Here is a 22643-nt window from a genome sequence, read left to right as displayed (position 1 = left end):
GACGCCCCTGGTCGAGGCCTCGCAGGTGCGGTGCGAGCCCGGGTGCTCAGGCCGTCGCGTCCTTGGCGGCGAGGACCGTCCGGATCTGTCCCGTGTGCGTGATCTCCCCCTCGTCGATCATCCTCCGGACGTCGTCGAAGTGGTGCTCCGCCACGACCGCCACCTCGGCTCCGTCGCTGTCCACCACGGCACCGTCCTGGATGCGGTCGCCCTCCCGCAGGTGCGCCAGGGTGTCCGCCCGGACGACCCGCACCGGAGCCGCCGCCATGACGGACTGGTGCCGGGAGTTGCCGGCGGTCAGCTCGTTGAACAGCAGGTTGAGGGCGATGGCCACGAGTGCTGCGGCGCTGATCCCCGAGCCGAGGATGGTCTGGGTCCAGGACGGGAAGCCGGCGTAGAACTGGGGCGCGGCCACGGGGATGAGGCCGAACGCGAAGGCGACCGCCACGATGACGAGGTTCATCGAGTTGTTGAAGTTCACCTTGCCCAGCGTGCGCACGCCGGAGGAGGCCACCGTGCCGAAGAGCACGATCGACGCGCCGCCGAGGACCGGGGCCGGGATGGCCGCGACGACCTCGCCGATGACGGGGAACAGGCCCAGCCCCACCATGATGACGCCGGCGGCCGTGACCACGAAGCGGCTGCGGACGCCCGTCACCGCGACGAGGCCCACGTTGGCGGCGAAAGCCGTCTGGGTGAACGAGTTGAGCAGCGGTGCCCCCGCGGAGGAGAGCATGTCCGCCCGCAGGCCGTTGGCCACGCGCTTCGAGTCGACCTCGGCCCCCGTGATCTCGCCCACCGCGAGGATGTCCGCCGTGGTCTCGGTCATCGTCACGAGCACCACGATGAGCATCGAGATGATCGAGGCGAGCTCGAAGGTCGGGGGACCGAAGGCCAGGGGCGTCGGGAAGGTGACGATGCCGCCCTCGCCCACACCGGAGAAGTCCACCATCCCCATCGCGTGGGCGATCACGGTGCCGAGCACGAAGGAGAGCAGGATGGACAGGCGCGAGATCATCCCGACGCCCACCTTGGACAGCACCAGCACGATGAGCAGGGTGATCCCGGCCAGGGCGAGACTGCGGGGATCGGCGGCTCCGCCGTCCCCGTCCCCGGCGGCCCAGGAGATCGCGACCGGCAGCAGGGAGATGCCGATGACCGTGATCACCGTTCCGGTGACCACCGGCGGGAACAGCCGGAGGACGCGGGAGAACGCGCCGGCGAGCAGGAAGCCCACCACCGAGGAGACGAGCACGGCCCCGAAGATGGTGGTCAGGTCGTTGCCACCGGCCAGGATCGCGAGCATGGGGGCGACCCCGGCGAAGGACACGCCCTGCACGAGCGGCAGCCTGGAGCCGAGGAAGGGCGCCCCGAAGCTCTGCAGGACGGTGGCGACCCCGCCCATGAGCAGGCAGGAGCTGATGAGGAGGGCGATCTCCTCGCCGGAGAGCCCGGCGGCCTGCCCGATGATGAGGGGGACGGCGACGATGGCGCCGTACATGGTGAGGACGTGCTGGAAGCCGTAGGCGGTGGTGCGCCCCAGCGGCAGCCGCTCGTCCTCCGGTCCGGGCGCGTGCGCCGGTCGCGACGGGCGCCCACGGCGGATCGTGCGGGCCGCGGTCGTGCGGGCGTCGGTCGGACGGTCAGGTGTGGTCGATGACATGGAAGGTGCCTCCTTCAGCGCGCAGGCGTCGGCTCTGCTGCGCAAGGTCCGGCGATCCTCTGTTTTTCCGGGGCCCAGCCGCTGCCGGTGGGGCTCCCGTGAAGTGTCCAGATCTGATGGTCCCGGTAGGAGCCGACCGGGGCGGCGGGGTGCTCGGATCAGTACGCGGTGCGCTGGGCGTTGCCGGCCCAGGCCTCGAACGGCTCCGTGCGCGTGGCGAGGGCGACGTGGCGGACCGGAAGGGCCCGGTCCCGCTCCTGCGCGCTCCGGGCGAAGAACTCGTAGAACTCGGCGTCGTCGAATCCGCCGGCCGCGGCGTCGTGCCGGTCGGCGGCGAAGTACACCGCGTCCAGCCGGGCCCACAGCGAGGCCGAGAGGCACAGCGGGCACGGTTCGCAGCTGGTGTAGAGCACGGCCCCGCTGAGGTCGAAGGTCCCCAGCTCGCGGCAGGCGCTGCGGATGGCCATGACCTCCGCGTGCGCTGTGGGGTCGTGGTCCGCCGTCACGCGGTTGACGGCGGGAAACTCCCGCCCGTCCGCAGTCACGACGACGGCGCCGAACGGCCCGCCGTCGCCGGCGGCGTTCTCCGCCGCGAGCTCGACGGCACGTTCCAGGTGGACCTGGGTGCGCGGAGCGGTTTCGTGGATGGTCGACATGATGCTCAGGTCCTCACGGATCGTGGGGAACCCGAGAAACGGCTTGTCCGTCGGCGGGCCCGCCCGGCTGTCAGATCATGCCCGGTAGATAGCCCCGGTCGACCGGGGCCCGCCTTTGGCTGAGGCCAACCTAGGGGAGATCGACGTGATCCACAACACATTGTGGAAGAATTCTTCCAGATACACCCTGACCCGATGGTGGCGACCGACCTCTTGCGGGCCCGTCACGGCGTGGTTATGGTGTGACTCAGCCTACGGCGGGTCCTCGAGCGGACTATCTACCGGGCGAGCAACGACGAATCGCGCTGGTCCGCCGCCAGAGAGCTCCCGGTACCCCCGGGGAACCACCTGACTCCAGGTCGCGGCCAGTGGCATGCACCGAGGAGCAGCAGGCATGAGCGACATCCGAGTGACGGTCAACGGTCGGGCCCGGGACGGTGCCGGGGTCGGCCCGCACACCCGGCTGCTGGACTGGCTGCGCGGCGAGGGCCTGACCGGGGCCAAGGAGGGCTGCGCCGAGGGCGAGTGCGGTGCCTGCGCGGTGCTGGTGGCCCGGCCGGACGGCGATGGACGCAGCCGGTGGACCTCCGTCAACGCCTGCCTGCCCCCCGCCGCCGCCTTCGACGGTCAGGAGGTCGTCACCGCAGAGGGCCTCGGCACCGCGGGCGGCACCGGCACGCCGGCGGCGCTGCACCCCGTCCAGCAGGAGATGGCGTTCCGGGGAGGCTCCCAGTGCGGCTACTGCACCCCTGGCTTCGTCTGCTCCATGGCCGCCGAGTATTACCGGCCCGAGCGCGAGGCCCCCGGCGCGACCGCCGAGGCGGCCGCCGGGGCGCAGACCGGCACCGCGGTCGTCGGCGAGGAGCACGCGGCCGACCACGAGTGCGGGCCCAACGGTTTCGACCTGCACGCCCTGAGCGGCAACCTCTGCCGCTGCACCGGCTACCGGCCCATCCGCGACGCCGCCTACGCCCTGGGGACTCCGGCCGACGCCGACCCCCTGCTCCGGCGCCAGGAGCGGCCCGCGCAGCCCGCCCCGCCCACCCGGGTGGAGGCCGACGGCGCACGGTTCGTCCGTCCCGGCTCCCTGGAGGAGCTCTTCGAGCACCTGGAGGACACCCCGGACGCCCAGCTGGTCGCCGGTTCCACGGACGCGGGCGTGGGCGTCAACATCCAGCACGCCCGTCCGCCGCTGACCCTGGCGGTGGACCGGCTCGAGCAGCTGCGCACGCTCGAGGTGGGACAGGAGCAGGTCGAGATCGGGGCGGCCCTGAGCCTGTCCGAGGTCGAGCGCGGCCTCGCCGGGCGGGTGCCGCTGCTGGACCAGCTCTTCCCCCAGTTCGCCTCCCGTCTGATCCGCAACGCCGCGACGTTCGGCGGCAACCTCGGAACCGGCTCGCCCATCGGGGACTCCGCCCCGGCGCTGCTGGCCCTGGGCGCGTCCGTGGTCCTGGCCTCCGCCGGGGGCGAGCGCGAGGTGCCCCTGGACGAGTACTACACCGGGTACCGGCAGAGCGTCCGCCGCCCCGGGGAGATCATCCGTGCCGTGCGGATCCCGCTGCCGACGGCCCGGTACAGCGCGTTCCACAAGATCGCCAAGCGACGCTTCGACGACATCTCGAGCGTGGCCGTCGGCATCGCCGTGCACGTGGAGGCCGGCACGGTCACCTCCGCGCGGATCGGCCTGGGCGGGGTGGCGGCCACCCCGATCCGCGCGCAAGCCCCGGAACGCATCCTCATCGGTGCGCCGTGGAACCGTGACACGGTCCTCGCCGCGGCGGCCGAGCTGGCCGGGGAGGGCACCCCGATCGACGACCACCGGGCCAGCGCCCGCTACCGCTCGGCCATGCTCGAGCAGGCCCTGCTCAAGTTCTGGACGCAGCACGCGTCCGCCCCCGACATGGAGGTGTCCCGATGACGTCCCTCGCTGACCGCCCCGTCAACCCCGTGGTGGGCGTGCCCGTCGCGCACGAGAACGCCGCGCTGCACGTCACCGGCACGGCCCTGTACACCGACGACCTCATCGTGCGCCACCAGGACGTGCTGCACGCCTGGCCCGTGCAGGCCCCGCACGCCCACGCCCGCGTGCAGGACCTGCGCACGGCCCCGGCCCTGGCGGTCCCCGGGGTGGTCCGGGTCCTCACCGCCGCGGACGTGCCCGGGGTCAACGACGCCGGCACCAAGCACGACGAGCCGCTGTTCCCCACCGAGGTCATGTTCCACGGGCACGCGGTGTGCTGGGTGCTGGGCGAGACCCAGGAGGCCGCCCGGCTGGGCGCCGCAGCGGTCGAGGTCGACTACGAGCCGCTGCCGTCGCTGGTCACCGTGGCCGAGGCGATCGAGGCCGGCAGCTTCCAGGGCGCTCAGCCCACCGTCAGCCGCGGGGACACCAGCACCGCGCTGGCCACCGCGGCCCACCGCTTCAGCGGTGAGTTCGAGTTCGGCGGCCAGGAGCACTTCTACCTGGAGACCCACGCCTCCTTCGCCTACGTCGACGAGGGCGAGCAGGTCCTGGTGCACTGCAGCACCCAGCACCCCACGGAGACCCAGGAGATCGTCGCCCACGTCCTGGGTCTGCACAGCCACGAGGTCACCGTGCAGTGCCTGCGCATGGGCGGTGGGTTCGGCGGCAAGGAGATGCAGCCGCACGGCTACGCCGCCGTCGCCGCCCTCGGCTCGGTGCTGACGGGCCGGCCGGTGCGGCTGCGGCTCAACCGCACCCAGGACCTCACGCTGTCCGGCAAGCGTCATCCGTACCACGCCCGGTGGGAGGCCGGTTTCGACGAGAGCGGCCGCCTGCAGGCCCTGGAGGCCACCGTCACCAGCGACGGCGGGTGGAGCCTGGACCTCTCCGAGCCCGTGCTGCAGCGCACGCTGTGCCACATCGACAACGCCTACTGGATTCCGCACGTGCAGGTCCACGGCCGGATCGCACGGACCCACAAGACCTCCCAGACCGCGTTCCGCGGCTTCGGCGGCCCGCAGGGCATGCTGGTGATCGAGGAGGTCATGGGCCGCTGCGCCCCGTTGCTCGGCCTGGACCCCACGGAGCTGCGCCACCGCAACCTCTACGTCCCCGGCCAGACCACGCCCTACGGCCAGCCCGTCCGGCACGCCGAGCGGCTGCGCACCATCTGGACCCAGCTGCTCGACCGGGCCGAGGTCGAGCGCCGCCGCGAGGAGATCGCCGCCTTCAACGCCGCCCACCCCGACACCAAGCGGGCGCTCGCGCTCACCCCCGTGAAGTTCGGCATCTCCTTCAACCTCACGGCCTTCAACCAGGCCGGCGCCCTCGTGCACGTCTACAAGGACGGGTCCGTGCTCATCAACCACGGCGGCACCGAGATGGGACAGGGGCTGCACACCAAGATGCGCCAGGTCGCGGCCACGGCCCTGGGCGTGCCCATGGAGACCGTCCGGCTCGCGCCCACCCGCACGGACAAGGTGCCCAACACCTCCGCGACGGCCGCCAGCTCCGGGGCGGACCTCAACGGCGGGGCCGTGAAGAACGCCTGCGAGCAGATCCGCGACCGGCTGGCCGAGGTCGCCGCCCGCAAGTTCGACATCCACCCCGATGACGTCCGGTTCGTCGACGGCACGGTCACCGGGATCGGCTTCCATGACCGGCAGATGTCCTTTGCCGAGCTCGCCCACGACGCCTACTTCCAGCGGATCTCGCTGTGGGCCGCCGGCTACTACCGCACCGAGGGGCTCCACTGGGACGCGGCCCGGATGCAGGGCGAGCCGTTCAAGTACTTCTCCTACGGCGCCTCCGTCTCCGAGGTGGAGGTCGACGGGTTCACGGGCGCGTACCGGCTGCTGCGCACCGACATCGTCCACGACGTGGGCGACAGTCTCTCCCCGCTGATCGACGTGGGGCAGATCGAGGGCGGGTTCGTCCAGGGCGCCGGCTGGCTCACGCTCGAGGAGCTGCGCTGGGACGAGTCCGACGGGCCGCACCGGGGCCGGTTGGCGACCCAGGCGGCGAGCACCTACAAGCTGCCGAGCTTCTCGGAGATGCCCGAGGAGTTCAACGTGCACCTCTTCGAGGAGGCCACCGAGAGCGGCGTCGTCTACGGCTCCAAGGCCGTGGGGGAGCCGCCCCTCATGCTGGCCTTCAGCGTGCGCGAGGCGCTGCGGGAGGCCGCGGCCGCGTTCGGGCCGGGCGGGCGGAGCACCGAGCTCGCGAGCCCCGCCACCCCGGAGGCCGTGTTCTGGGCGGTCCAGGAGGCGCGCCGCGCCCTGCCCGTGGCGGACGTCGCCGCGTCGACCGCTCCGGCCGCTCCGGCGGCGCGCTGACGTGGACTGGCTGGACGCCCTGCAGCACCTGCGCGCGGAGGGCGCGCCGGGGGTGCTCGTCACCGTCACGGAGGTGCGCGGGCACGCCCCCCGGGAGGCCGGGGCCAAGATGGTCGTGTCCGGGTCCGCCGCGTGGGACACCGTGGGCGGCGGCAACCTCGAGGCGACCGTGGTCGAGCGGGCTCGGGTCCTCCTCGCAGCGGGGGCCACGGATCCGGAGACGATGACCTTCTCGCTCAACGAGCACGCCGCCGTGGAGCACGGGCGCCAGTGCTGCGGAGGCGTGGTCAGCGTGCTGCTCGAGCCCCAGGGCGCCCGCCCCGTGGTCGCCGTGTTCGGTGTGGGCCACGTGGGTCACGAGCTCGCCCGGGTGCTGTCCCGCCTGCCCCTGAACCTGCACCTGGTGGACAGCCGGGAGGGTCAGCTGGCCCCCGCCCGGCTGGCCGACGTCACCGACGGAGCCGCGCAGGTCCGCCTCCACCACAGCCCCGTCCCGGAGAACGTGCTGGCCGGGCTGCCGGCCGGGGCGCACGTGCTGATCATGAGCCACGACCACGCCGAGGACTTCGTGCTGTGCGACGCCGCGCTGCGCCGGGACGACCTCGGCAGCGTGGGCCTGATCGGCTCCCGGGCCAAGTGGTCGAGGTTCCGGGCGCGGCTGCGGGCGGAGGGGCACTCCGACGCCGCGCTGGAGCGCATCGCGTGTCCCATCGGGCTCCCCGGCATCCCGGGCAAGGCCCCGGCGGTGATCGCCATCAGCGTCGCCGCCGACCTGCTCGGGCGGTTCGGTGCCGCCGCGGCTCCGGCGCACCCCGGCCGCCGGGGGCCGGAGACGACCACCGAGGCGGTGACATGAGCGTTTCCCTGGGACTGCCGCGGCTGCGCGACACCGGTCCGGGCCCCAGCGGCGCCCCGGCCGGGGCCGGGCTGATGGACCGCCACGGCCGCCGCGCCACCGACCTGCGCCTGTCGGTGATCGACAAGTGCAACCTGCGCTGCACCTACTGCATGCCCGCCGACGGCCTGCCCTGGCTGCCCGCCGCCCAGCTGATGACCCCCGCCGAGATCACCCGCCTCGTCCACGTCGGGGTGGCCGAGCTCGGGGTCACCGAGCTGCGCCTGACCGGCGGGGAGCCCCTGGTGCGGGCCGACCTCGAGGAGATCATCGCCGGGATCCGTGCCGCCCACCCGGACCTGCCGGTGTCGCTGACCACCAACGGCATCGGCCTCACCACTCGCGCGGCCACCCTGGCGGCGGCGGGGCTGACCCGGATCAACATCTCCCTGGACTCCCTGGACGCGGCGACCTTCCGCACCCTGGCCCGCCGGGACCGCCTGACCGACGTGCTGGCCGGGGCGGAGGCAGCGGCCGCCGCCGGGCTGGACCCGGTGAAGATCAACGCGGTGCTGATGCGCGGGGTCAACGACCACGAGGCCCCCGAGCTGCTCGCGTGGGCGCTGGCGCGCGGCTTCGCGCTGCGGTTCATCGAGCAGATGCCCCTGGACGCCGACCACGGCTGGACCCGGGCGGACATGGTCACCGCCGCCGAGATCCGCCACCGGCTCGCCGGCCGGTTCCGGCTGGCCCCGCACCCGGGGCCGCGCGAGGGCGCCCCGGCCGAGCTGTGGGACGTCCACCCCCGCACGGCCAGCGCCGCCCCCGTGGACTCCGGCGCGACCTCGGACGCGACGTCCGCGGCGCCCCCCGCCGCGTCCTCCGCCCTGCGCCCCGGCGCCCAGGACCCGCCGCTGGGCACGGTGGGGGTCATCGCCTCGGTCACCGAGCCCTTCTGCGGCGACTGCAAGCGGACCCGGATCACCGCCGAGGGCAGGATCCGCTCCTGCCTGTTCTCCCACGAGGAGGTCGAGCTGCTGCCGCTGCTGCGCACCGGTGCGACCGACGCCCAGCTGGCCGAGCGCTGGCGGGCGGCGATGTGGGCGAAACCGGCCGCCCACGGCATGGACCACGTAGGCCTGGACTCCTCCGACTACGTCCAACCGGAACGCCCCATGAGCGCGATCGGCGGCTGACGCGCACCACGGGCCTCCCGACGCCGGGGGACCGGCTCGTCAGCCGCGGGGAGAACCGGCGCGGGGAGAGCCGGTGCGCCGGGGCAGCAGCCAGCCCGCCAGGACCACGGCTCCCGGCAGGGCCGAGATCAGGGCGAGCAGCCCGTAGCCGATCGAGATCGCGAAGCCGGTCCCGTCGGGCAGGCCGTGGGCCATCGCGGCCAGGGTGGTGATCCCCTCCCGCGGACCCCAGCCGCCCACCCCGACGGGCACGGACATCCCGGCGAGGCCCAGCACGGTGGTCCCCCACAGGTTCGCCAGGGTCTCCTGGGGTGCGGTGCGCACGGCCGCCAGCAGGAACAGTCCCTGGTAGCAGGCCCAGGCGAGCACGGACAGCGCCCAGACCCCGGCCCGGTCCCGCGCCGGGGCGCCGCTCGTGGAGCGCCAGGCGACGGCCCCGACGGCGAGCGCCCCGAGGCCGAGGGCCGCGGCGAGCCAGCCGCCGACCGCCAGGGCCGGGACGACCCCGGCCGCGAGGAGCACGGACGTCCCCGCCAGCCGTTCGCCCAGCACGGAGCCGCCGGCGCCGGGCCAGCTGTCGCCGCGCCGGCGGCGGCGCAGCACCCGCACGGCGTCCCCGGTCACACCCCCGGGCAGCAGCAGGTTGACGAGCCCGGACGCCCAGCACTCGCCCAGCGCCTCCCGGAAGCCGATCGGCGTGGCCCGGCTGCGGGCCACCAGCCGCCAGCGCTGGGCCTGGGCCGCGGTGGCCACGAGCCCGACGCCCAGGGCGAGCGCCACCGTGGCGGGGGTGAGGATCCCGACGGCGCTGCGGACCGCGTCCGTGCCGAGCACGCGGAACAGCATGGCGAGGAGGACCAGCCCGGCCACCGCCTGCCCGGCGGCGAGCAGCACGCGGAGAACGGGCCGCCGCCGCGTGAGGGCGGGCGTGGTCTCGGCGGGCATGGGCGCAGTCTAGCCACCGCCCGCCGTCGCCCGGTTTGACGCGGCGGACCGGGCCCGCCCAGGATGAAGACCCCCCGACGCGGAAGGCGACCGCATGCCCCTGGCCCGTTCCACCGGCCCGCACCCCTCGGCGCGCCGGGACGGTCTGCTCGCCTTCGTGGCGCTGGGCGGAGCCCTCGCGGCGCTCCTCCTCCTGGCGGACGCGCCGCTCCCCGTGCTGGTGTGCTCGGTGCTGCTGGGTCTCGCCGTGCTCGGCGCGGTGGTGCGCAGCACCGTGCGCCGCCGCGGCGAGCCCTACGGCCCGGCCGACCGGGTCACCGTGGGCCGCTCCGTGCTCGTCGCCCTGGCCGCCGGGCTCCTGCCCGTGGGGCTGGCCCCGGTGCTGGGGCAGGACGGGGGCCGGCCCGCCGACGCCTGGTGCTGGGCCGTGTTCGCCGTCGCGCTGCCCGCGTGGCTGCTCGACGGGATCGACGGGTGGGTGGCGCGCCGCACCGGGACCGCCACGCGCGCCGGGGCCCGGTTCGACCAGGAGGTCGACGCCGTGCTGCTGCTCTTCCTCTCGGTGGCGGTCGCCGCCCGGATCGGGCTGCCGGAGGCGTGGTGGGTGGTGGTGATCGGCGCCCTGCGCTACCTCTTCCTGCTGGGTCTGCGGGTGCGCCCGGCGTGGCGCCGCGAGCTGCCCTTCTCCTCGTACCGGCGGATGGTGGCGGGGATCCAGGGCGGCGTCCTGCTCGGCGCCCTGGTCCCGCTGATCCCGCTGCCGCTGGCCGTCACGGCGACCGTCGTGGCGCTCGTCCTGCTGCTGGTGTCCTTCGGCCGGGACGTGCTGTGGCTGGAGCGGTGCGCCCGCGGCCTCAGCTGACGGGCGGCAGGCCGAGCACGTCCGCGTGCCCCACGGTGGCCCGCAGCCGGCCGCGGGCGCAGTCCACCAGGCGGGTCCGCAGCCAGGCGTGGGCCTCGGCCGTGAGGTCCGGGCGGTGCTCCACGGCGGCGTCCGCGCGGTCGGCGAGGAACCGCTCCAGGAGGGGCCGGGCCCACGCCTGGTCGGAGATCCACCAGGGGGTGGGCGTCACGTCCACGACCATGCCGCGCTCCTGCAGGGCCTCCGCGGCCAGCCGCACGGCGTCGGTCCCGGCGAGCTCGCCGCGGTGCTGGTGGTCCTCGAAGGCCCCCAGCACCGAGGGGTCCAGGTGGTGGGGCGGGTCGAGGAGGACCTCGCCGTCGACGGTCAGGGCGAGGAGCGCCGGGACGGCCTCCTCGGAGAGCACGCGGGCCAGGTCCCGGAGCTGCTGCCGGGTCAGGAGGTCGAGCAGGGCGGAGCACGTCACGAGCCGGCGGGCCGCCGGGTGCTCCGCGAGCACTCGGCCGAGCTCCTCGACCCCGGCGAGGACGGGCACGACGTCGGCCCCCTCCGCCCGGGCGGCGGCCACGGCCTGGTCGAGCAGCTCGCGGTCGTGGTCGAGCAGGATCCAGCGCTGGGGGCCGGGGAGGTGCCGGGCGAGCCAGGCCCGGTTCGCGCCCGTCCCGGCGCCGAGGTCCACCACCACGACCGGCTCGGTGTCCGCGGCGCCGGGGGCCGCGGCCGGCGGCAGCTGCTCCCAGTGCCGCACGATGCGGGCGATCAGCGGCAGGGAGTCCTCGCGGGCCGCGGCGTCGGCGGGCTCGCGCAGGGCCAGCCAGTCGCCGGCGACGGGACGGTCGGGGGCGGAGTGGTTCGTCATGACGGTCTCCTGGTGCGGTCGTGGTCGTGGTCGGGGTCGGGACTGCGCCCGAGGGGATCGGACGGGTCGAGGGGCGGGTCGAGGTGCGGGTCGATCGCCGCGAGGACGTCGCGGGCGGTGTCCGTCCAGCTGCGCAGACGGTCGCGACGGGCCAGTGCGGCGGCCCGCCACTGCGCGCGCAGGGCGGGGTCGGTCAGCCAGTCGCGCAGCACCGCGGTCCAGGCGGACGGGTCGGTGGGGTCGAGGGCGGCACCGGCCCGGGGGCCGGCACCGGACGGAACACCGGTGTCGGGCGCACCCCGGGGTCCTGGCGTGCCGTCGAGGGCCTCGACCGCACCGGTGCCGGCCGCGACCACCGCGGGCACGCCGTGGGCGAGCGCCTCGGTGACGACCATGCCGTAGGTCTCGGTCGTGGAGGGCAGCAGCAGCAGGTCGGTGCGCGCCCACTGCCGGGCCAGCGCGGCGCCCTCGAGGGGACCGGGGCAGCACACGCGCCCCGGATCGGGGAGGTCCCGGACTGCCGCGCGCAGGGTGCGGACGTGCTCGGGGCCGCCCTCGGGGCCGACGAGGTCGAGGGTCCAGCCGAGGGCGGTCAGCGGCGCGAGGGCCTCCAGCAGGAGGCCCTGGTTCTTGCGCGGCGTCAGGGACGCCAGACAGGTCAGCCGCGGCGGGCGCGACCCCGCGGCCACCGGTCCGCGCTCGGCCCCCGGCTCGGCCACGACGGCGTCCGCGGTGCCGTAGCGGCGGAGGAGGTCGCGGGCCGCCCAGGCGCTGGGCGCCAGCACGCCGGTGGCGGCGGCCAGAGCGGCAGCCTCCCGCCGGGCGAGCTCCGTGGCGGCCGCGGGGTCCAGCCCGGTCTCGGCGGGCAGGGGCAGGTGCACGAGCAGGTGCACGGGCACCCCGGAGCGCACGGCGTCGTCGACCGCCTCCGGTGCCGCGCACCCCACGAGGCCGTCGAGGACGACCGCCCGCCCGGGGGCCGGTGCGCCCAGCGCGCGCCGCACCCGGGCCCGGGCGGCACCGTCCGGCGCGGGCCAGCCCCCGGCCACCGGCACGAGCCGGGCCGGGCGCCCCAGGGCGTCCAGCGCCGCCACGAGCCGGCGGTCGTAGAGCGAGCCGCCGGTAGGCCGCCCGCCGTCGTCGGGCACCACCACGTCGATGCCCCCGCGCGCGGTGCTCACCGGGCGGGGGCGGGCCCGCCGCGCTCGCTCAGCACGGGCAGCTCGAGGGTGTAGGAGGCCCAGGCGTCGGGGGTCTCCCGGAGGGTCACGGTCAGCCGCTCGAGCCCTTCGACGAACGCCGCCCCCGCCGCGAGCCGCTCGGCGACGTACTGGGCCAGGACCTCCGTGGTGGACAGCCGGCCCGCGAAGTCCGGGTGCTCGTCGAGGTTGCGGTAGCGCAGCCCGTCGAGGACGCCCGCGAGCAGGTCGTTGGCCACGCCGATGTCCATGACCACCCCGTGCTCGTCGAGGACCGGCCGGGACCAGGTGGTCTCCACCACGTAGGTGGCCCCGTGCAGGTTCTGGGCGGGGCCGAAGAACGGGTCCGGCAGGCTGTGGGCGATCATCATGTGGTCTCGGACGGTCAGGGTGAACACGGAGCTCCTCGGGTGGGTGGGGGACGGTCAGTCGTAGTGCACCACGTGGCACAGGACGTCCGGGGCTCCTGCGGCGAGCCGCGCCATCGTGGCGGGGAGCTCCTCGAACGAGGAGCTCCCGGAGAGCAGGGCGTCGAAGCGGGGGTCCCGGAGGGCCTCCAGCGCGGTGGCGAGCCGGTCGGCGGTCGTGCGGCGGGCCCGGCGGGCGGGGGCGACGGCGCCCACCTGGCTGGCGCGCAGCTGCAGCCGGCGGGCGTGGAAGTCGGCGCCGAGCGGGACGGCCGGGTCCTCGTCGCCGTACCAGGACAGCTCGATCAGCTCCCCCTCGTCGCCGAGCAGCTCGAGCCCCCGCGCCAGGCCGGCGGCGGTGGAGGAGGCGTGCAGGACGACGTCGCACTCCCCCGCGGCGTCCTCCGGCAGCACGTGCTCCACGCCGAGCCGGGCCGCGAGCCCCCCGCGGGACGGCTGCGGGTCCACGAGCTGCAGCCGGGCCAGCGGGAAGCGGGCCAGCAGCGCAGCCGTGCACGCGCCGATCATCCCGGCGCCGACCACGGCCACGCGGTCCCCGAAGCGGGGCGCGGCCTCCCACAGCGCGTTGACGGCCGTCTCCACCGAGCCGGCGAGCACCGCGCGCCCGGAGGGGACGTCGTCGGGCACCGGGGTCACGGCGGAGGCGGGGAGCACGTAGCGGTCCTGGTGGGGGTGGAGGCTGAAGACCCGCCGGCCCACCAGGTCCTCCGGCCCCTGCTCCACGACGCCCACGGAGAGGTAGCCGTACTTCACGGGGCCGGGGAAGTCCCCCTCCTGGAACGGGGCGCGCATCCGCCCGTGCACGCGCGCCGGGACGAGGCCGCGGTGGACGAGCGACTCGGTGCCGCGGCTGACCCCGGAGCGCAGCGCCCGCACCAGGACGTCCTCGGGGCCCGGGACGGGCAGCTCCGCGGTACGCAGCTCTCCCCGGCCGGGCTCCACGGTCCAGTAGGCCCGGCCGGTGCGGGGGTCCTCCGGCGGGGCGGGGTGAGCGGCGTCGGTCATGGTCCCATTGTGTCCTGACGGCCGCGCCGCGCCACCGGGTGACCACGGCGCGCCCCCGTGACCCCCGTGCCCCGGCCGACCACGCCGCCGCGGGGTCGGCCGGGCGCCGCCGGGTCAGCCGGGCGCCCCGTGGTCGGCCGGCGGGGAGCGGACGCCGCCGGGCTCCTCGTGCAGCTCGGCGAGCCCCCGGCGCAGCGCGGCATAGCGCCGCGCCCCGAGCCGGCGCCGCCACTGCTCCTCCACCTCGGCGACCACCCCGGCCGCCACCGCCTGGGCGGCCCGGCCGCGCTCGGCGACGCTCACGAGCCGCGCCCGGGCGTCGGCGGGATCGGGGCGCCGCTCCACGTACCCCTCCTCCTCCAGGGCCTGGACGAGCAGGCTGGCCGTCTGCTTGGTGACCCGGGCCTGCTCCGCCAGCTGCACCGTGCGGGTGCCGTCCGGGCCGATCCGTTGGAAGATCCGGGCCTGCGCGTAGGAGAGGTCCGCGAAGCCGGCGGCGTGCAGGGCTTCGACCACCCGGATCTCCATGTCCCGGTACGGGTAGTACAGCAGCAGCCCCGTGTTGGTCCCCGCGTCCTCGTGCATGCCCACCCCTTGACAGCCTGGCCGTCGCCGCCGGAAAATTCAGTCAGGAAACCTGACCATCTGGAGGAGATTATCATGGACCGCGACGCCATCTGGGACGCCGTCCACCGGGAGCGGTCCGCGCTGGCGGACCTGCTCGAGACGCTCCGTCCCGAGGAGTGGGACCACCCCACCCTCTGCCCGGGATGGGCGGTGCGGGACGTCGCGGCGCACGTCATCGCCTCGCCCCAGGTCGGTCTCGCCGATCTCGTCCCGGCCCTGTGGCGGGGCCGCGGGGACTACAACCGCGCCCTGTACCTGGACGGCCGGGCCCGCGGCCGCCGGCCGGTCGAGTCGATCCTCGCCGACTACCGCCGCCTGGACGGCTCGAGGCGCCACCCGCCGGGAACGACCGTCCGCGAGCCGCTGCTGGACGTCCTGGTCCACACCCAGGACATCGTCCTGCCCCTGGGCCGGCACCACGCCATGCCCCCGGAGGCCGCGCGCACGGCCGCCGACCGGGTGTGGTCCATGCCCTTCCCGTTCCGGGCGCGCCGGAGACTGCGCGGGGTGGCGCTCACCGCGACCGACGTCGACTGGCACGCCGGCAGCGGCCCCGAGGTCCGGGGCGCGATCGACGCGCTCCTGCTGCTGCTGACCGGCCGCACCGCGGCGTTGGACCGGCTCGAGGGGCCCGGCCTCGACGTCGTGGGAGCGGGCCCGGGAGCCTCCCGCCGCTCTTGACACCTTGCCGCGGCGGCGGGGACGCTGGTGGAGGCGGCGTCCGCCGTCACCTCCCCCGTCCCCGAGGTGACCCATGGTCCAGCGCATCCTCTTCCTGCACGGTGCCGGGCCCCAGCCCCGCACCGGCGACAACCCGGTGCTCGAGGCCGTGCGGCGGCAGTGGCCCGATGCCGACCTCGTGGCCCCGGACCTCCCGAGCCCGGAGGATCCCGACCCGGACCAGTGGCAGGAGGCGATCGGCCGGGCCGTCCGCGCCATCCCGGACGAGCCCTGGGTGATCGTGGGCCACTCCCTCGGGGGGTCCGAGGCCCTGCGCTTCCTGTGCCACCGGATCCCCACCCTGCTGCAGCGCGTCGTGACCGTGGCGGCCCCGTGCTGGTGCCCGGAGCACCCGGACGTGGAGGAGCAGGGGTTCGCCCTGCCCTCGACCGTGGGCCGGAAGCTCGCGGACCTCGAGATCGTCGTGGTCCACGCCGAGGACGACGACGTGGTGCCCCCCGCCCACGCGCGCTGCCTCACCGAGCGGCTGCCCTCGGCCCAGCTCGTGCTGCTCCCCTCCGGCGGGCACCTGCCGACGTCCTGGACGGACCGGGGTCTCATTGCGTGAGGCGGACCCGCCCGGCTCGGCAGGACGGCCGCCGTGCGAGAGCATGGGCACCATGAGCCGATCGCACCCGCAGCACCGCAGGACCGTCCGCACCCTGGGGGCCGCCGCGCTCCTCCTGGGACTCTCCGTCCCGGCCCCCGCGGCGGCGCTCCCGGCCGCCCCGGGCGGTGCGGCCGCCACGACCGCGGCGGTCTCCGTCCCCGCCTCCTGCGGTCCGGCAACGGGCCCGCTGCCCGCCGCGGTGGGACCCGGGGCGCAGGACGACCGGCGTGCCCTGACCACCGCGCTGGACGGGCTGAGCGCGGCGGTGGGCGCCGAGATCGGGCTGCTGGTGCAGGACGCGGACGGCCGCACGGTCTTCGCCCACCGCCCCGAGGTGTCCGGCATGGAGGCCAGCCTCTCCAAGGTCCCGCTGGCCCTCACCACCATGAGCCTGGCCGCCGAGCGGGACGGCCGGCTCACGGAGCAGCAGCGGGCCCTGATCCGCGACAGCGTCCACGAGAGCGGCAACGAGTCCACCACCGCTCTCTACGGCGCGCTCGGGCCCACGCTCTCCGCCATGGAGGGCGAGCTCAACGAGACCTACGACCTCATGGGCGTCAGCTCGACCCGGTCCTCGGGCGGCTGGGGCCACAACCTGACCACCGCCTCCGACCAGCTGGCCGTGCTGGGCACGGTCGTCCGCGGGGCGGACTGGCTGCCCGAGGAGGACCTGGCCTGGCTGCGGGAGCAGATGCGGCCCACCCATCCGTCCCAGACCTGGGGCGTGGGCGCGGCCCGCGCGGACGGGTCCGGGGCGGCGGACTCCCTCGTCAAGAACGGGTGGCTGCCGGACGCCGGCGGCGCGTGGGACACCCACAGCGTGGGGCGCACGGTGTCGGGCGGGACCGCCCACCACATCGCGGTGCTGGGCTCCGGCTACCCCTCCGCGGCCTGCGGCCAGGACGTGGCCACCGCCGTGGTCGACCTGTACCTCGCGCTCGGGACCGGCTGAGCTCACGCGGCCGCGTGCGGCGCCCCCGCGCCCGGATCCACCCGGTGCGGTCCGGACGCGGACGGCCGGACGTCGAAGTCGAAGATCGCGGTGGGCAGATAGACCGTGGCGCAGGAGTTGGGGATGTCCACCACCCCCGAGAACCGGCCCTCGATCGGCGCGGCGCCCAGCAGCAGGTACGCCTGCTCCGGGGAGTACCCGAACTTCGTGAGGTAGTCGACGGCGTGCAGGCACGCCCGCTGGTAGGACAGCTGCGAGTCGAGGTAGCGCTGCTCCCCGTCGAGGGTCACCGAGGTGCCGGAGAAGGCGATCCACTCGCTGTACTGCGGGTCCGTCCTGCCCGGCAGGAAGATTGCGTTCTCCGTGACCCCGTAGGTCTCCATGCCGCCCTTGATGACGTCCACGTGGAAGTCGATGAACCCGCCCATCTCGATGGCGCCGCAGAACGTGATCTCGCCGTCGCCCTGGGAGAAGTGCAGGTCGCCCACGGAGAAGTTCGCGCCGTCCACGAAGACGGGGTAGAAGACGCGGGTGCCCTTGGTGAGATTCTTGATGTCCTGGTTGCCGCCGTTCTCGCGGGGCGGCGCGGTGCGCGCGGCCTCCGCGGCGACCCGCTCGACGTCCGGGCCGGGAACCCCGCCGAGCAGGGCGTTCTCCGGCTCGGGCGGCAGCGCCAGGGGCGGGACCCGGTCCGGGTCGGTGGCGATGAGCGCCCCTTCGCGCGCGTTCCACCGGGCCAGGAGCTCCGCGGAGGGCGCGGTGCCCATCAGGCCGGGGTGGACGATGCCGGTGAACGAGACCTCCGGGACGTGCCGCGAGGTCGCAGTCTGGCCGCGGAAGTCCCAGATCGCCTTGTAGGCGTCCGGGAACCGGTCGGTGAGGAAGCCGCCACCGTTGGACCGCGCGAAGACGCCGGTGTACCCCCAGCCCTGCCCGGCCAGGGGGCCGGAGTCCTCCTGCGGGATCGGGCCGACGTCGAGGATGTCGATGACGAGCAGGTCGCCCGGCTGGGCGCCCTGCACCGCGAACGGGCCGGAGAGCTTGTGCACGGTCGTCAGCGGCGCGTTGAGGACGTCCTCGGCGGAGTCGTCGTTGACGATCGCGCCGTCGAACCACTCCCGGCAGTGCACCCGGAACGTGTCCCCCGGTCGCACGGTGGCCACCGGGGGGATCTCCGGGTGCCACCGGTTGTGCCCGACCAGCTGCTGGTCCTCGAACGGCCGTGACGAGTCCAGGGGAAAGATGAGCTCCGGCATGACGTGCCTCCTTGGCGGCTGTGCTGCGGTGGTGTGCCTCTTAGGGCCGGGGAAGTCTGCGGTGCAGGGGGTTGCCGGTGGTGCGGGTCGCTCGCCGGGAGCCGGGCGGGGGCGCGGCGACGACGTCGGGCTCCGCGGCGGTGCGCTCGGTGCGCTCGATCAGCCGGGCCGCGGGGGTGCCGGCCCGGGAGAGCCCGGGCGCGCTCATCAGCCGCCGCGCCGCGGAGCCGCAGCCGGGGCAGTCGCTCTCGCGCGTGGCCGCGCCCATGCCCAGCAGGACCTCGAAGTCGCCGCACTCCCGGCACCGGTACTCGTAGATCGGCATGCGGGGCGCCTCCCGGGAACGCGGGGTCTCTGGACTGACGACCCTAGTGCGGGGTCCGTGGCCGGGGAAGGGCTGCCATCGACATCGCCCGGACATGACGGGGCGGGGCCGCAGGTTCCTCGGGGCGCGAGCCCGCACCAGGAGGCCCTGCCGGACGTGCGCTCAGGGCCGGCCGGGCGGCACGTTCAGGTTGTGCCGGAAGAGGTTCCCGGGATCGTAGCGGTCCTTGAGGGCGGCCAGCCGCTGGTGCTTCTCCCGCCCGTAGGCCAGGCGGGCCGCCTCCACCGGGTCGCCCCCGAGCTCGGCGTCGGGCCCCATGAGGCCGACGTACTCGCCGTGCTCGGCGAACGGCTGCATCGTGTCCCGCACGGTCCGCACGAAGGCTGCGAGGTGCTCGTCCTCGGCCGGGTCGTGCCGGACGCCGTGCACCGTCAGCCAGTACCGTGCGGACCGGTTGGGGAAGGCGGTGGCCTCCTCGGGCACCCTGCCGAAGGCGCCCTCGAGGTGGTGGACGTCGATGCCGGTGCCTCGGCAGGTGATCCCGGAGGCCAGCCCGACGAGGACGTCGACGACCTCGTCGTCCAGCCGGGAGAAGGGAAGGTTGCGCCAGTGGCCGTGCGAGCCCCGGGGGAAGAGCCCGTCCCGCGCCCCCTGCCACGCGAGCCAGGGCGTCGGGCCCATCTCCTCGGCGTCGGGCGGAGCGTCCTCCCGCAGTCCGTCGACGACGTCCAGGCCTGCTGCGTGGTCCTCCGAGACCCAGCTGAACCCCACGGTCAGCACCGGTTCCTCGCCCATCCCGGCCGCCGGGGGCGGGATCGCGAAGGTGAGGACCGGGTTCATCTCGTCCGGCAGACCGCGCGACCACGCGGCGAAGGCGGACAGGGCGCCCGCCCAGCGCGGCCTTCGGTAGTGGAGGTTCCCCGCGAGCACGGTGGACGGCAGCCGGCGGGCCCGGAAGGTGAAGGAGGAGACCACCCCGAGGTTGCCCCCGCCGCCGCGGAGCCCCCAGAACAGCCCGGCGTTCTCCTCCTCGCTGACGTGCAGGTGGTCGCCGGCTGCGGTCACGACGTCGGCGGAGTCCAGGTTGTCGAGGCTCAGCCCGTTGCTGCGGGTCAGCCACCCCATGCCCCCGCACAGGGTCAGCCCCGCCACGCCCACCGCGCCGGTGAGGCCGCCGGGAACGGCGAGGCCGTGCCGGGCCGTGGCGCGGTCGAGAGCGGCGAAGGTGGTGCCGGGCTCCACGCTCACGAGCTGGTTCGCGGGATCGACGACGACGCCCCGCAGCCGCCCGAGGTCCAGCACCAGGCCGCCCTCGACCGTGCCGTGGCCCGCCACGCCGTGCCCGGCGCCCCGCACCGCCAGCGGCAGGCGCGTGCGCTGGGCCGCGGCCAGCGCCAGGTCGATGTCGGCGAGGTCCCCGGCCCGCACGAGAGCCCGGGGACGGGCGTCGATCAGGCCGTTCCAGACGCGGCGGGCCCTGTCGTAGTCGGCGTCCCCCGGCTCCACCAGCGCCCCGGCGAGACGGCCCCGGAGTTCCTGGAGCGCCCTGGTCGTCCCGTGGTCCGGCGCACCGTGGTCGGTGGTGCTCATGGCTCCCGCTCCCGCGCGAAAATAATTCGTCGGCCCGGGGCAAATTCTAGTCGTCCGCGTTCCCGACTCGGCAGATGACCTCGTCACGCCTGCATAACTCCGCGCGGGACGTCAGGGACGGACGGTCCCGTCCGCTCCGGCGGCCGGCCGGAGCTCGGCGGCCGGAGCCGCCCCGGCGGCACCGGCGCCCTCCGCGGGGCCGGCCGGATCGGCCGGGTCGGTGGTCCCGGTCCTGCCGGTGGCCGGCCCGGCCGCGGCCTTCGGCGCCGGGCTGTCCGGCTCCGCGTCCTGGTCGTTCGGGATCCCGTCGCCGTCACGGTCCAGGTCGTCCTCGTTGCGCAGGCCGTCGCCGTCCAGGTCCGGGTCCTCGTCGTTGGGGAAGCCGTCCCCGTCGAGATCGGGGTCCTCGTGGTTCAGCAGGGGGGCGCCGTCGAGGAGGTCGCCGTCCAGGTTGTCGTCGTCGACGTCCGGGATCCCGTCCTTGTCGGTGTCCCGCTGCGCGTCCGGAATCCGCGGGGCGACTCCCGGTTCGAGCTCGGGCTCCACGTCGGGCTGAGGCGCGGGCTTCACCACGGGCTCGGGTGCCACCGGAGGCAGCTCTGGCTCCTCGAGTACCGGCGGGGCCGGAACGGGCTCGGGCACGTCAGGATCGGCCGGAGGAGCAGCCGGCACGGATGGGGCAGCCGGCACGGCCGGGATGGCCGGCACGGGTGGGGTATCCGGAGCCGGGGCGGCCTCCGCCTGCTGCACGGGCGGCTTGGCGTTTCCGGCCTTCTCGGCCTCTGCTCGCTTCGCGGCCTCGGCCTTCTTGGCGGCCTCCGCCTTTTTCACCGCATCGGCTTTCTTCGCAGCCTCGGTCTTCTTCGCGGCCGCCGCCTTCTTCGCGGCCCCTGCCTTCTTCGCCGCATCGGCCTTCTTGGCGGCCGCCGCCTTCTTCGCCGCATCGGCCTTCTTGGCGGCCTCCGCCTGCTGCGCGGCCGGGTCCTCGACCGTGCCCGGGACGGGGACCTCGAGGGAGTACTTGCTGCGGGAGGCGGGGATGACGCGCATGCCGTCGACCCAGTCGAAGGACTGCGGGTCGACGGCCTGCCCGTCCACCCAGGTCTCGAAGTGCAGGTGCGGGCCCGTGACCCGGACGCCGGTGGCCCCCACCGTGCCGAGCTGCTCGGAGGCGGCGAGCCGGTCCCCGGTCCGGACCCGGACGTCCTCGAGGTGGTTGTAGGTGGTCCTGATCCCGTCCGCGTGGGTGACCTCCACCCGGTTGCCGCCCCAGACGTCCCAGAACACGGCCGTCACCACGCCGTCGAGGGCGGCGACGACGGGCAGGCCCGCCGCGGCGGAGACGTCGGTGCCGTTGTGGAACTCGCGCCCGCCGCGGTCCGGGGCGATCCGCCAGCCGAACTGGCCACCGGGCAGGACGGCGCCGGGCCGGGCCGGCGCGATGATCGTGTTGACGGGCAGCTCGCCCTGGTACAGCTTCGGCGCCTGCCGGCCCGGGCGCACGGTCGAGGCCGACTCGCGCCCCCCGTCACCGCGGCCCGTCCCGGCCCGCCAGGAGCCCTTGCCCGCTCCGCCGTCCCGCACGGGCGAGGTCGTGCGGTCGTCCCGCAGCGGCCCGGCCGGCGGAGCGGGCCGCTCCTGCCCGGCCGCGAGCAGGCTCCATCCGCTGTCCCTCTGCTCCGTCCGCTCCGCGGAGGCCGCCGGGGCGCCGAAGGCCGAGCCCCGGCCCTGCCCGGTGTCCGGGCTGATGCCGGAGCTGACCGCCACGCTGACGGCCACCAGCGCCGAGAACGCGGTGAGCGCGGTCACCGGGGAGGACGCGCGGTGGCGCAGACCGGGGCGGGCGGGACGGCGAGAGGAGTCGCGGGGCATGACGGTGTTTCCCCCAGGATGTCGCGACGAGCGACGTGAAGATCGTGCAGGAGTTCGAGGTGCTGGGACCCAGCGTGATCAGCTTAAGCGAACGGAGTCTGACCACCGAGGAAACTCCCGTCCCCACATCAGCGCCTTGTCATGCGACGACTTGATGCAAAAGCAAACACCTCGGGACAGGCGGTCAGTAGGGCCCCGACCACCCGTCCTCGAGCAGACCGCGGGCGTAGGCGGCCTGGCCGAGGTGCTGCGCGGCGTCGTCGACCGTGCTCACCAGGCGGGCGCCACGGGTGACGGGCGGGGTCCACGACCGGTCCACCACGTCGTCCAGCTGAGCCTCCGTGAGTCCGTGCACGTACGCCACGGTGCGCTCGACCACCGCGTCGAGGTAGCCGCGCAGCAGGTCGGGGGACGCCACGCGGATCCGTGCGACGTCCTCCGGCCCGTCTCCGAAGCCCATGGAGGAGTCCGGGACGTCGAGGCCGAACCACCCGCTCCACCCCTCGGCGGTCCGCACCTCCTCCGTGCCGGCGAGCTGGGCCACCTGTGCGTCCTGCTGGCGGGACGCGTGCCACACCAGCCAGACCACGGAGTTCGCGGTCCCGCCCGGCATGGTGTGCAGCACCTCCGCCGAGATGCCCTCGAGCACGTGCTCCGCCACCTCGGACGGGCGGCGGGCGGCGTCCTCGAACAGTTCCTGCGGCGTCATCGCGACCACTCCTTCCACACCGGGGGCCGGGCCGG

Annotated in this window: 21 protein-coding genes; 8 read left to right on the top strand and 13 right to left on the bottom strand. The window is 75.2% G+C overall.

Features of this window, described 5'->3' with window-relative positions; genetic code table 11:
- Window positions 1-46 precede the first annotated feature (46 nt).
- Together ACZ2G1_RS14830 and ACZ2G1_RS14825 are read right to left on the bottom strand one after the other, a co-directional pair.
- Window positions 47-1663 (bottom strand): nucleobase:cation symporter-2 family protein, encoded by a 1617-nt coding sequence (locus ACZ2G1_RS14830; protein ID WP_470377074.1) that lies wholly within the window; start codon window positions 1661-1663, stop codon window positions 47-49.
- A gap of 158 nt (window positions 1664-1821) precedes the next feature.
- Complete coding sequence (locus ACZ2G1_RS14825; protein ID WP_035923319.1) at window positions 1822-2319, bottom strand: nucleoside deaminase; 498 nt, start codon at window positions 2317-2319, stop codon at window positions 1822-1824.
- 394 nt (window positions 2320-2713) lie between these two features.
- Here ACZ2G1_RS14825 and ACZ2G1_RS14820 point away from each other — a divergent pair, with 394 nt between their 5' ends.
- From ACZ2G1_RS14820 to ACZ2G1_RS14805, 4 genes are read left to right on the top strand one after another with little or no spacing between them, the layout of a single operon-like run.
- Window positions 2714-4237, top strand: a complete 1524-nt coding sequence (locus tag ACZ2G1_RS14820; RefSeq protein WP_284562827.1) for a xanthine dehydrogenase small subunit — start codon at window positions 2714-2716, stop codon at window positions 4235-4237.
- On the top strand, window positions 4234-6618 hold the full coding sequence (gene xdhB, locus ACZ2G1_RS14815) for a xanthine dehydrogenase molybdopterin binding subunit (protein ID WP_284562828.1): 2385 nt from the start codon (window positions 4234-4236) through the stop codon (window positions 6616-6618). Before ACZ2G1_RS14820 ends, xdhB begins: the two co-directional genes overlap by 4 nt.
- 1 nt (window position 6619) lies before the next feature.
- On the top strand, window positions 6620-7474 hold the full coding sequence (gene xdhC / locus ACZ2G1_RS14810; protein WP_035923326.1) for a xanthine dehydrogenase accessory protein XdhC: 855 nt from the start codon (window positions 6620-6622) through the stop codon (window positions 7472-7474).
- Entirely contained in the window at window positions 7471-8649 is a 1179-nt protein-coding gene (locus ACZ2G1_RS14805) for a GTP 3',8-cyclase MoaA (RefSeq protein WP_470377073.1), read from the top strand. Before xdhC ends, ACZ2G1_RS14805 begins: the two co-directional genes overlap by 4 nt.
- A gap of 39 nt (window positions 8650-8688) precedes the next feature.
- Here the strand turns inward: ACZ2G1_RS14805 and ACZ2G1_RS14800 are convergent, their stop codons facing one another.
- Entirely contained in the window at window positions 8689-9594 is a 906-nt protein-coding gene (locus ACZ2G1_RS14800) for a lysylphosphatidylglycerol synthase domain-containing protein (protein ID WP_470377072.1), read from the bottom strand.
- A 94-nt stretch (window positions 9595-9688) separates the two neighbouring features.
- Here ACZ2G1_RS14800 and ACZ2G1_RS14795 point away from each other — a divergent pair, with 94 nt between their 5' ends.
- The gene (locus ACZ2G1_RS14795) at window positions 9689-10456 is read left to right on the top strand and encodes a CDP-alcohol phosphatidyltransferase family protein (protein ID WP_470377071.1); all 768 of its coding nucleotides are present in this window, start codon (window positions 9689-9691) and stop codon (window positions 10454-10456) included.
- On the opposite strand, the gene ACZ2G1_RS14790 is transcribed toward ACZ2G1_RS14795, so the two are convergent.
- The 5 genes from ACZ2G1_RS14790 to ACZ2G1_RS14770 all read right to left on the bottom strand — a co-directional run bounded on the left by ACZ2G1_RS14790 (window position 10449) and on the right by ACZ2G1_RS14770 (window position 14532).
- Window positions 10449-11315, bottom strand: coding sequence for a class I SAM-dependent methyltransferase (locus ACZ2G1_RS14790; protein ID WP_109268317.1), 867 nt, complete (start codon window positions 11313-11315; stop codon window positions 10449-10451). The two genes, ACZ2G1_RS14795 and ACZ2G1_RS14790, sit on opposite strands and share 8 nt — an antisense overlap.
- Complete coding sequence (locus tag ACZ2G1_RS14785) at window positions 11312-12496, bottom strand: glycosyltransferase family 4 protein (protein ID WP_470377070.1); 1185 nt, start codon at window positions 12494-12496, stop codon at window positions 11312-11314. Before ACZ2G1_RS14785 ends, ACZ2G1_RS14790 begins: the two co-directional genes overlap by 4 nt.
- The gene (locus ACZ2G1_RS14780; protein WP_017834754.1) at window positions 12493-12912 is read right to left on the bottom strand and encodes a 6-pyruvoyl trahydropterin synthase family protein; all 420 of its coding nucleotides are present in this window, start codon (window positions 12910-12912) and stop codon (window positions 12493-12495) included. The genes ACZ2G1_RS14785 and ACZ2G1_RS14780 overlap by 4 nt, the downstream gene beginning before the upstream one ends.
- Before the next feature lie 27 nt (window positions 12913-12939).
- Entirely contained in the window at window positions 12940-13947 is a 1008-nt protein-coding gene (locus ACZ2G1_RS14775; RefSeq protein ID WP_368828446.1) for a zinc-binding alcohol dehydrogenase, read from the bottom strand.
- Window positions 13948-14061: 114 nt separating this feature from the next.
- On the bottom strand, window positions 14062-14532 hold the full coding sequence (locus ACZ2G1_RS14770) for a MarR family winged helix-turn-helix transcriptional regulator (RefSeq protein WP_126346588.1): 471 nt from the start codon (window positions 14530-14532) through the stop codon (window positions 14062-14064).
- Window positions 14533-14607: 75 nt separating this feature from the next.
- Here ACZ2G1_RS14770 and ACZ2G1_RS14765 point away from each other — a divergent pair, with 75 nt between their 5' ends.
- The 3 genes from ACZ2G1_RS14765 (at window position 14608) to ACZ2G1_RS14755 (ending at window position 16856) form a co-directional block, all read left to right on the top strand.
- Window positions 14608-15255: a maleylpyruvate isomerase family mycothiol-dependent enzyme gene (locus ACZ2G1_RS14765; protein ID WP_035923331.1), complete on the top strand. Its 648-nt coding sequence runs from the start codon at window positions 14608-14610 to the stop codon at window positions 15253-15255.
- 73 nt (window positions 15256-15328) lie between these two features.
- Entirely contained in the window at window positions 15329-15862 is a 534-nt protein-coding gene (locus tag ACZ2G1_RS14760) for an alpha/beta fold hydrolase (protein ID WP_017834750.1), read from the top strand.
- A 52-nt stretch (window positions 15863-15914) separates the two neighbouring features.
- Window positions 15915-16856: a serine hydrolase gene (locus ACZ2G1_RS14755; RefSeq protein WP_470377069.1), complete on the top strand. Its 942-nt coding sequence runs from the start codon at window positions 15915-15917 to the stop codon at window positions 16854-16856.
- A 2-nt stretch (window positions 16857-16858) separates the two neighbouring features.
- Here ACZ2G1_RS14755 and fmdA read toward each other — a convergent pair whose 3' ends face one another.
- The 5 genes from fmdA to ACZ2G1_RS14730 form a co-directional block, all read right to left on the bottom strand.
- A complete protein-coding gene (gene fmdA, locus ACZ2G1_RS14750) occupies window positions 16859-18112 on the bottom strand; it encodes a formamidase (RefSeq protein WP_109221353.1) in 1254 nt (417 codons plus the stop codon).
- 40 nt (window positions 18113-18152) lie between these two features.
- Window positions 18153-18437: an FmdB family zinc ribbon protein gene (locus ACZ2G1_RS14745; RefSeq protein WP_109221354.1), complete on the bottom strand. Its 285-nt coding sequence runs from the start codon at window positions 18435-18437 to the stop codon at window positions 18153-18155.
- 162 nt (window positions 18438-18599) lie between these two features.
- Entirely contained in the window at window positions 18600-20027 is a 1428-nt protein-coding gene (locus ACZ2G1_RS14740) for an FAD-binding oxidoreductase (protein WP_109268318.1), read from the bottom strand.
- A 111-nt stretch (window positions 20028-20138) separates the two neighbouring features.
- Window positions 20139-21899: a M23 family metallopeptidase gene (locus ACZ2G1_RS14735; RefSeq protein ID WP_470377068.1), complete on the bottom strand. Its 1761-nt coding sequence runs from the start codon at window positions 21897-21899 to the stop codon at window positions 20139-20141.
- 184 nt (window positions 21900-22083) lie between these two features.
- Window positions 22084-22608, bottom strand: a complete 525-nt coding sequence (locus ACZ2G1_RS14730; protein ID WP_470377067.1) for a mycothiol transferase — start codon at window positions 22606-22608, stop codon at window positions 22084-22086.
- Between the last annotated feature and the right edge of the window lie 35 nt (window positions 22609-22643).

It is taken from the genome of Kocuria sp. KKT182 (genome assembly GCF_055635395.1).
Note: the sequence above shows the minus strand (reverse complement) of the source record. Positions and strands in the feature narration are given on the sequence as shown.

Bases quoted from the DNA above. Each gene is read 5' to 3' on its own strand.
- ACZ2G1_RS14830 (WP_470377074.1), bottom strand. From the start codon at position 1,663: ATGTCATCGACCACACCTGACCGTCCGACCGACGCCCGCACGACCGCG.
- ACZ2G1_RS14825 (WP_035923319.1), bottom strand. From the start codon at position 2,319: ATGTCGACCATCCACGAAACCGCTCCGCGCACCCAGGTCCACCTGGAA.
- ACZ2G1_RS14820 (WP_284562827.1), top strand. From the start codon at position 2,714: ATGAGCGACATCCGAGTGACGGTCAACGGTCGGGCCCGGGACGGTGCC.
- xdhB (WP_284562828.1), top strand. From the start codon at position 4,234: ATGACGTCCCTCGCTGACCGCCCCGTCAACCCCGTGGTGGGCGTGCCC.
- ACZ2G1_RS14805 (WP_470377073.1), top strand. From the start codon at position 7,471: ATGAGCGTTTCCCTGGGACTGCCGCGGCTGCGCGACACCGGTCCGGGC.
- ACZ2G1_RS14800 (WP_470377072.1), bottom strand. From the start codon at position 9,594: ATGCCCGCCGAGACCACGCCCGCCCTCACGCGGCGGCGGCCCGTTCTC.
- ACZ2G1_RS14795 (WP_470377071.1), top strand. From the start codon at position 9,689: ATGCCCCTGGCCCGTTCCACCGGCCCGCACCCCTCGGCGCGCCGGGAC.
- ACZ2G1_RS14790 (WP_109268317.1), bottom strand. From the start codon at position 11,315: ATGACGAACCACTCCGCCCCCGACCGTCCCGTCGCCGGCGACTGGCTG.
- ACZ2G1_RS14775 (WP_368828446.1), bottom strand. From the start codon at position 13,947: ATGACCGACGCCGCTCACCCCGCCCCGCCGGAGGACCCCCGCACCGGC.
- ACZ2G1_RS14770 (WP_126346588.1), bottom strand. From the start codon at position 14,532: ATGCACGAGGACGCGGGGACCAACACGGGGCTGCTGCTGTACTACCCG.
- ACZ2G1_RS14765 (WP_035923331.1), top strand. From the start codon at position 14,608: ATGGACCGCGACGCCATCTGGGACGCCGTCCACCGGGAGCGGTCCGCG.
- ACZ2G1_RS14760 (WP_017834750.1), top strand. From the start codon at position 15,329: ATGGTCCAGCGCATCCTCTTCCTGCACGGTGCCGGGCCCCAGCCCCGC.
- ACZ2G1_RS14755 (WP_470377069.1), top strand. From the start codon at position 15,915: ATGAGCCGATCGCACCCGCAGCACCGCAGGACCGTCCGCACCCTGGGG.
- fmdA (WP_109221353.1), bottom strand. From the start codon at position 18,112: ATGCCGGAGCTCATCTTTCCCCTGGACTCGTCACGGCCGTTCGAGGAC.
- ACZ2G1_RS14745 (WP_109221354.1), bottom strand. From the start codon at position 18,437: ATGCCGATCTACGAGTACCGGTGCCGGGAGTGCGGCGACTTCGAGGTC.
- ACZ2G1_RS14740 (WP_109268318.1), bottom strand. From the start codon at position 20,027: ATGAGCACCACCGACCACGGTGCGCCGGACCACGGGACGACCAGGGCG.
- ACZ2G1_RS14735 (WP_470377068.1), bottom strand. From the start codon at position 21,899: ATGCCCCGCGACTCCTCTCGCCGTCCCGCCCGCCCCGGTCTGCGCCAC.
- ACZ2G1_RS14730 (WP_470377067.1), bottom strand. From the start codon at position 22,608: ATGACGCCGCAGGAACTGTTCGAGGACGCCGCCCGCCGCCCGTCCGAG.